The sequence below is a fragment of the Pseudomonas entomophila genome, assembly GCF_013523165.1.
Taxonomy (GTDB): Bacteria; Pseudomonadota; Gammaproteobacteria; order Pseudomonadales; family Pseudomonadaceae; genus Aquipseudomonas; species Aquipseudomonas entomophila_A.
Genome location: NZ_JAAMQI010000076.1, coordinates 1 through 250, shown reverse-complemented (window position 1 = coordinate 250; position 250 = coordinate 1). Strand labels below are relative to the sequence as shown.

General features: G+C 55.2%; 1 pseudogene. It reads left to right on the top strand.

Going from position 1 to position 250, the window contains the following annotated elements:
• A pseudogene (locus tag G7Z99_RS19705) lies at positions 1 to 250 on the top strand (IS110 family transposase); the annotation flags it as partial.

Sequence of the window (250 nt, the reverse complement as noted above, 5' to 3'; positions counted from 1 at the left end):
GCCATTAAACAATGGATCAAGGCATTACACGGCAAGGTCTCGATTGCAGTCGAGGCCACCAATGTCTATCACCTGCTGTTTACCGATATGGTCCATGAAGCAGGACATACCCTTTACTTGATGGATGCAAGGGTACTGGCCCGGTACCTCAAGAACGAAGGCGCCAACCTTAGCCCCTGGATCCCGCCTTCGACGCTCTATCGCGACCTTGTCAGCCTGTTTCGCAGGCGCGCGATGCTCGTCCAGACGC